The sequence below is a fragment of the Vibrio sp. CAU 1672 genome (assembly GCF_029223195.1).
Classification (GTDB): domain Bacteria; phylum Pseudomonadota; class Gammaproteobacteria; order Enterobacterales; family Vibrionaceae; genus Vibrio.
This window is the reverse complement of the sequence record NZ_JARHUF010000023.1, coordinates 59,691-66,096: the sequence shown is the minus strand read 5'-3', so window position 1 is coordinate 66,096 and position 6,406 is coordinate 59,691. Positions and strand designations below refer to the sequence as shown.

Genomic DNA, 6,406 nt, shown 5'->3' with positions numbered 1-6,406 from the left:
CTCATCCACTACGGTGAGTTTAAAAGCGAGGGAATAATCGCGCTGAGTTCTTTTATTTGTTGATTTCATAACACTCTCCAATTTTGGGGTTGGAAAGTGTCAACCTTATTTAGGACGGAACACATAACAAAAAAGAGGCCATAGTAGTCACCATGGCCTCTTTTTCACAGAACGATTAGAAGTGCAACTGAATCACAGATACCACTACAGCTCCAGGTCGACGAACGCCTTCGATCTCGACTTTGATTTCACGCTCAATCTCAAGCCCTTTTTTGATAGGAGTCACTTTCTTCAGAACGCTTGAAGCCCGAACGTTATTACCAGCTTTTACCGGGTAAGGAAACCGAACTTGGTTCAATCCCAAATTGACCACCAGCTTGGCGGTTGGAAACTGCTGTTTATCAGGATCCACCGCATCCGTCAGCTTAGGTAACAGTGCCAAAGTAAGGAAACCATGTGCGATGGTCGTCTTAAATGGTGATTCAACAGCGGCGCGTTCCGGATCGGTATGGATCCATTGCATATCCTCCGTCACTGAACCAAACTGGTTAATACGCTCTTGCGACACGTGCAACCAATCGCCAACATGGATCACTTCACCAACTTGATCTGTTAACTCATCGTACAGCTTTTGCGCTTCTGGCTTCAGTACGATCGGCGCTGGCTGTGGCGCTACTTCTTCGTTTACTGCTGGTTTCTGGTGATCACGAACATTAGAAAATAGAAAACTATTTTGCGCTTTACCTAAGAAGTCACTCCAGTAATCGCGTAGCGTTGGAGACATCCAATTCATAAACTCGGATTGATGAGAAGAAATAGCATCAACTTTGTCTTTAAACAGATTAGTGACCTTCATAAATACCCTTAGATAAACTTAGCACAACTGGCTATACCAGTTAATTTTGAATTACTTCACAATCTCATGCAAACACTTTCGGGCGAACACATGTTTCCTGAAACCTATAATAACCATAAATATCAATAATATATCAATAAAACACTATTTTATTAACCGTTCAGTTTTTAAAGCTATTACTCTACGAACTGATGATATATTACCCAGTCAGATATCGGTTCAAGGAATATCTCGGTTAATGCTGAGCTGATTAGAAAAGCAGCAAACGGACTTTCTGTACCAACGTTAAACTTTACAAGCGTAAAATCCCTTATTATGATGCGCGCTCAAAGGAGAGATGGCTGAGTGGTTGAAAGCACCGGTCTTGAAAACCGGCATACGTTAATAGCGTATCTAGGGTTCAAATCCCTATCTCTCCGCCACATTAATAAAACCCAAGTCATTGACCATCAAAGACTTGGGCTTGTTCTTGTCTGTGATTTTTTTGCGTGATCCTAAAAGGTGTCACGATCATGTATCTGGCCAAAAACCGAAGCGCGAACTACGACACTAAAGTCGGCTTACCTAATCATCTCAAAGCTATGGGTTACCCTAGCGAGATATGCTTCTCACCTCATACAAAAAAACGGCTCTCAGGCCATAGACCTATCGGTAGTGGTTTTTGGGTATCGCGCCCCCTTGGCTTTCATCGCAAAGGCACATAGTTTTATATGTGACAACTTCAAGAACCTAGTAACTGCTACCCCAGAAGAATGCAAAAATTAGGTTATATAATGAGCTTATTTATTTTTAGGGTGAATGTTTGACGATCATCAAAAGGGATATAAATTGCTTCGCCACAAATAAATACAAACTAACTCATTACCGTCCATCCGCTGCATTCCCGTAATAAGCTCAAACCGCATAACATCCGGCTCAACTGAATTGCGCACTCTCAAAGTCTCTAGCGTAATCTTCGGTTGGTAGCTAATAGCTTGTTAAAACCGTAGCAAATCGATTAAATATTTAACTCCAACAGTTAACTAGGATTTTCCTTTTTATTATATGTTTCGGTCTTTATTCACCAAAACCTGCTCTCTGGATTAAAACGCATCTCACATGTGAGACTTAGATGCTAGTCATAAAACGCCTCTCGCGGTTATTCGCCGATATTCCAGCATCTAAATTTACATTCTTGTAAAACATTGCTGTAATACAGTAAAACGACCAATAAGAGTTCGTCACCGATATACGCCCAGAGAGCAATGGGTGCATTTCCTTTATTTTTCAATAAAATACAACAAACCCAGTTCGGCATTCACGCCGAGTTATCTTTCATCAATCCATTAAATTCAAATTAAAAACCGACAAACAATGACCTTGTGAAATCTGAGGCAAAATTTATGATGTACGTCGAAACGTAATGAATGTTTCGACGTATTATTATTAAACGAGTAGAAGAAATGAAAATCACCACTATTGCAGCCATTGTCGGAGTTACAATATCAGCCCCATCATTTGCTTTCGATGTAACAGAAGCCACAAATAATCAAAACATTTCTCAAATTGAAAGAATTAAGACCCAATTAAATATCCAGCATGAACGCATTGACGCTTTGTAAAAATCACCGTCGACTAAAAGTCAAAATGACTTTAATGCGCTTGAGTCACAAGTTACTGAGCAAGACACTGCAATATCTAACAACAGAGGTGACATTCAAGTACTCAGCAAAGACATTGCAGCATTATCCAGAGAAACGATTTCAGCGGGTGAAAGAGCTAAAAATAGCCATGAACAAGTGATTGAAAATTCAAAACGAATATCTACTAATGAGCAACGGATCACAGAGCAAAATAAAGACATTACCGTAGCAATAAATGAAGCAACCATAGCCAATGAAACCGCTGAAATGGCCGAATCAAAAACTGTTGAGAACTCAGGACGCCTTGACAGCCATGAAAAGCTGCTGGAAAAACACCATAAGGAAATCTACGGTAACCTGGACGGCTTCCGTTCCGAAATGAGCCAAACCGCTGAACGTGTTGCAGAAATTGCTGAACAAAGCGAACAAATAACCAAAAAAAAAGCGGATATTAAAGAGACTCGTAATGAAGTCGTTTCTACTGCAAACCGCGTCATCAGCGCAGAAAGCAATTTGCTGCAGGTAGAGCAGCGCTCCGAGAAGAACGCAACAGCCATTGCAGAGAACAAAGCAGCGATTGCCAGAAACAAGCAAGACATTTCCGATTTACGCCGTGATCTAGAGCGCCAAAGCGAACAGTACGCGGGCGCAATTGCCGGCGTCGCTGCGACGACCAATATTCCGCATAACTACGGTAACGGTGATATTTCTGTCGGTGCCGGTGTTGGCTACTTTAACAGCCAATCTGCTGTCGCGGTTGGTGTAGGCTACCGGGTGACCAATGAAGCGACTGTTCAGGCTTCTTTTGCTGCCGACTCAGGTAATGATTTCAAACCCGTCGTGGGAGCTGGCATGTCAGTATCGTTTTAATTACCAACCACTTCTTAAAGGCGCGCTTCGGAGCGCCCTTTCGAGTAAAGAACAAACTAAGGCCAATATAAATGCCTTCATCGTCACGACAAAAATATTTTGCTGTCTTTTGAATGTATATATATTGCGCACCTCTCCCAATGCTTTTACTATCCCCCCGCTTCTTGATGATAGCCAATCCGAGTACATCACAACTATTTTGTGGCAAGGCAATAGAGCAACTATCCAAGAGTGACTTTGATGGCGCATCGCGCTTTTTTTGACGCTCCACTTGTCACCCACCATCTCAATGACAAGTGCTCTTACAATAGGCTGGAGGTTAATCATGGCTATTACTCACTCAGTTCTGGATTTTGACTCTTTTTCTACTGACGCCCTGTCGGGCGAAGAAACTCAGCTGATTGAATCATCTGTCAAACAGTTCGGCGCGCCACTACTGATGTTGGACTGCGATATCATTCGCCAGCAATACCATGCCTTATCCAGTGCCTTGCCTGGTGTAACACTGCATTTTGCCTTAAAACCACTGCCGCACCCCGCGGTGGTCAGAACCTTGTTAGCGGAAGGGGCGAGTTTTGATTTGGCGACCAGTGGCGAAGTCAGCCTGGTGGCACAACAGGGTGTCCCAGCCGAACGGACTATCCACACCCACCCGATAAAACGGGATAGCGATATCCGCGATGCACTCGAGTATGGCTGCCGGGTGTTTGTAGTGGATAACATCAATGAGTTAGAGAAGTTTAAACCTTATCATGATGAGGTTGAGCTGTTGGTGCGTTTAAGTTTTCGTAATGCCGAAGCATTTGCCGATTTATCAAAGAAGTTCGGTTGTTCACCACAACAGGCGATCGTACTGATCGCCCAGGCAAAAGAGTGGAATATTCATATCAAAGGGCTGTCGTTCCATGTCGGTTCTCAGACCATGAACCCACAAATGTATGTTAATGCAATCGAAACCTGTCGCCAGGTCATGTCACAAGTGGTTGAGCTGGGGTTACCGGCCTTAAGTACACTTGATATTGGTGGCGGATTCCCGGTCAGCTACAACTCACAGGTGATGCCGATAGAGCAGTTTTGCCAGCCAATCAACCAGGCATTGAGCAAGTTGCCAGAAACCGTTCAGGTCCTCGCCGAGCCTGGACGCTTCATCGTGGCACAAGCAATGACCAGTATCGCCTCTGTAATGGGCCAGGCCGAGCGTGACGGGCAGATCTGGTACTATCTGGATGATGGCATTTATGGTTCTTTCAGTGGCCTGGTATTTGATGATGCCAAATACCCGCTGACTACCTTAAAGAAAGATGGCAAAAGGCAACCGAGCGTACTGGCAGGGCCTACCTGTGACAGCATAGATGTCATTGCTGAAAACATCATGCTGCCAAAGCTGGCAAATGGCGATTTGATCATCACGCGTATGATGGGCGCTTATACCAGTGCGACAGCAACGGATTTTAACTTCTTCAAGCGCGCCCAAACCATCGTGCTCAATGAAGAAGAGACCGGCCAAGTTTTTTTGATGGGCTAATAGACTCAGTTATAACACTGGTTTTAAAGGGTAATACGGCTTCGGATAGGAACCGTATTACCTGTAAATCATACGGCTTAATCCAGATAGCCATCAACAAGCTGCTTTAAACAGACTTCATAGCACCCTTTCCGAACTACCCCCACTAACTAGCACAACCCGCACCACAGCCGGATTCCAGCGCCATCAAATAAATGTTAAGATCATCACATCAAAAGCTGGCGTGGCGACAGGCAAACACAAAGCTTAGCGCCCCTTTGGTACCTATTAACTTGTACAATAAGTTTGGTCCCCTACCAGCTCACCATAAACAAAAGGCATATTATTCAAATGGTTAATAACAGCATCCAATGGTTTCCCGGCCACATGCATAAGGCGCGTAAAGAGATTGAAGAAGCCATTCCACAAGTGGACGTCATTATCGAAGTACTCGACGCTCGTATTCCATTTAGTAGTGAAAACCCAATGATCTCCCAAATTCGTGGAGATAAACCTGTAGTAAAAGTCCTGAACAAACGTGACTTGGCCGACCCGGAAGTCACCCAGCTTTGGATTGAGCATCTTGAAAAAGAGCAGAATGTGAAAGCGATGGCGATCACCACCACCCAGCCTCAGGAAGTACAGAAGATTATGGAGCTTTGCCGCAAACTGGCTCCCCACCGTGAAGAGATCGGCAAAAATATTCGTACCATGATTATGGGCATCCCAAATGTGGGCAAATCTACCATTATCAATACCCTGGCCGGCAGAACCATCGCTCAAACCGGTAACCAGCCGGCCGTTACCCGCCGCCAGCAGCGTATCAACCTGCAAAACGGTATCGTACTTTCAGATACCCCGGGAATTCTGTGGCCCAAAGTAGAAAACCCTCACAGCGGGTTCCGCCTCGCGGCAACCGGTGCCGTGAAAGATACCGCAATGGAATACGATGAGGTCGCATTCTACACTGTAGAATATCTCGCCAAAGCCTACCCGGAGCGTTTGAAAGAGCGTTACCAAATTGAAGAGCTGCCGGAGACTGACATTGAGTTGATGGAAGAGATCGGTCGTCGCCGAGGTGCACTGCGTGCCGGCGGACGAGTGGATCTGCACAAATGTTCCGAGATCCTGTTGCATGAACTGCGCAATGGCACACTGGGACAACTCACTCTGGAGCGGCCTGAAATGATCACTCAGGAGCTGATTGAAGTCGAGATCGAAGCCGCAAGAAAAGCAGAAGAAAAAGCGAAGAAAAAGGAAGAACGGCGTAAACGTTACCTGCGTAACAAACGTTAAGTTTCTTACTTTGTTTATTAATTTTTGGGCGCGTCTATCGCGCCCTTTTTGTATCTTATCCTTATCGCTCTGGCAGCCACAGCCATAACCCAGCCAATAGCAAGCTTAAACTTAGTTAGACTACTAAATCATTTGGAATCTGCCCGTATTTAAACGCCAAATATTTACTTTGCTAACATATGCAAAATTATGCAAATCAAACAATGACACTCCTTCCATAATCCGCAATATAGATATAAGTCAGCGCTGGCGTTTTTC

Annotated in this window: 5 protein-coding genes and 1 tRNA gene; 5 read left to right on the top strand and 1 reads right to left on the bottom strand. The window is 44.5% G+C overall.

The genetic code is table 11. From position 1 onward, the window contains the following. Window positions 1-175 precede the first annotated feature (175 nt). Window positions 176-856, bottom strand: a complete 681-nt coding sequence (locus P2G85_RS17305) for a MaoC family dehydratase (RefSeq protein WP_275865315.1) — start codon at window positions 854-856, stop codon at window positions 176-178. Window positions 857-1,187: 331 nt separating this feature from the next. Here P2G85_RS17305 and P2G85_RS17300 point away from each other — a divergent pair. The 5 genes from P2G85_RS17300 to ylqF all read left to right on the top strand — a co-directional run bounded on the left by P2G85_RS17300 (window position 1,188) and on the right by ylqF (window position 6,148). Next, a tRNA-Ser gene (locus P2G85_RS17300) sits at window positions 1,188-1,278 on the top strand. Window positions 1,279-2,298: 1,020 nt separating this feature from the next. Then, window positions 2,299-2,457, top strand: coding sequence for a hypothetical protein (locus tag P2G85_RS17295; protein WP_275865314.1), 159 nt, complete (start codon window positions 2,299-2,301; stop codon window positions 2,455-2,457). A gap of 177 nt (window positions 2,458-2,634) precedes the next feature. Further along, window positions 2,635-3,348 carry a YadA-like family protein gene (locus P2G85_RS17290; protein ID WP_275865313.1) on the top strand — a complete coding sequence of 238 codons (714 nt, stop codon included), beginning with the start codon at window positions 2,635-2,637 and terminating at the stop codon, window positions 3,346-3,348. Window positions 3,349-3,673: 325 nt separating this feature from the next. After that, window positions 3,674-4,873 (top strand): type III PLP-dependent enzyme, encoded by a 1,200-nt coding sequence (locus P2G85_RS17285; protein ID WP_275865312.1) that lies wholly within the window; start codon window positions 3,674-3,676, stop codon window positions 4,871-4,873. Between the two features lie 330 nt (window positions 4,874-5,203). Further along, on the top strand, window positions 5,204-6,148 hold the full coding sequence (gene ylqF, locus P2G85_RS17280) for a ribosome biogenesis GTPase YlqF (protein WP_275865311.1): 945 nt from the start codon (window positions 5,204-5,206) through the stop codon (window positions 6,146-6,148). The last annotated feature ends 258 nt before the right edge of the window (window positions 6,149-6,406 follow it).

Bases quoted from the DNA above. Each gene is read 5' to 3' on its own strand.
- P2G85_RS17295 (WP_275865314.1), top strand. From the start codon at position 2,299: ATGAAAATCACCACTATTGCAGCCATTGTCGGAGTTACAATATCAGCC.
- ylqF (WP_275865311.1), top strand. From the start codon at position 5,204: ATGGTTAATAACAGCATCCAATGGTTTCCCGGCCACATGCATAAGGCG.
- P2G85_RS17305 (WP_275865315.1), bottom strand. From the start codon at position 856: ATGAAGGTCACTAATCTGTTTAAAGACAAAGTTGATGCTATTTCTTCT.
- P2G85_RS17285 (WP_275865312.1), top strand. From the start codon at position 3,674: ATGGCTATTACTCACTCAGTTCTGGATTTTGACTCTTTTTCTACTGAC.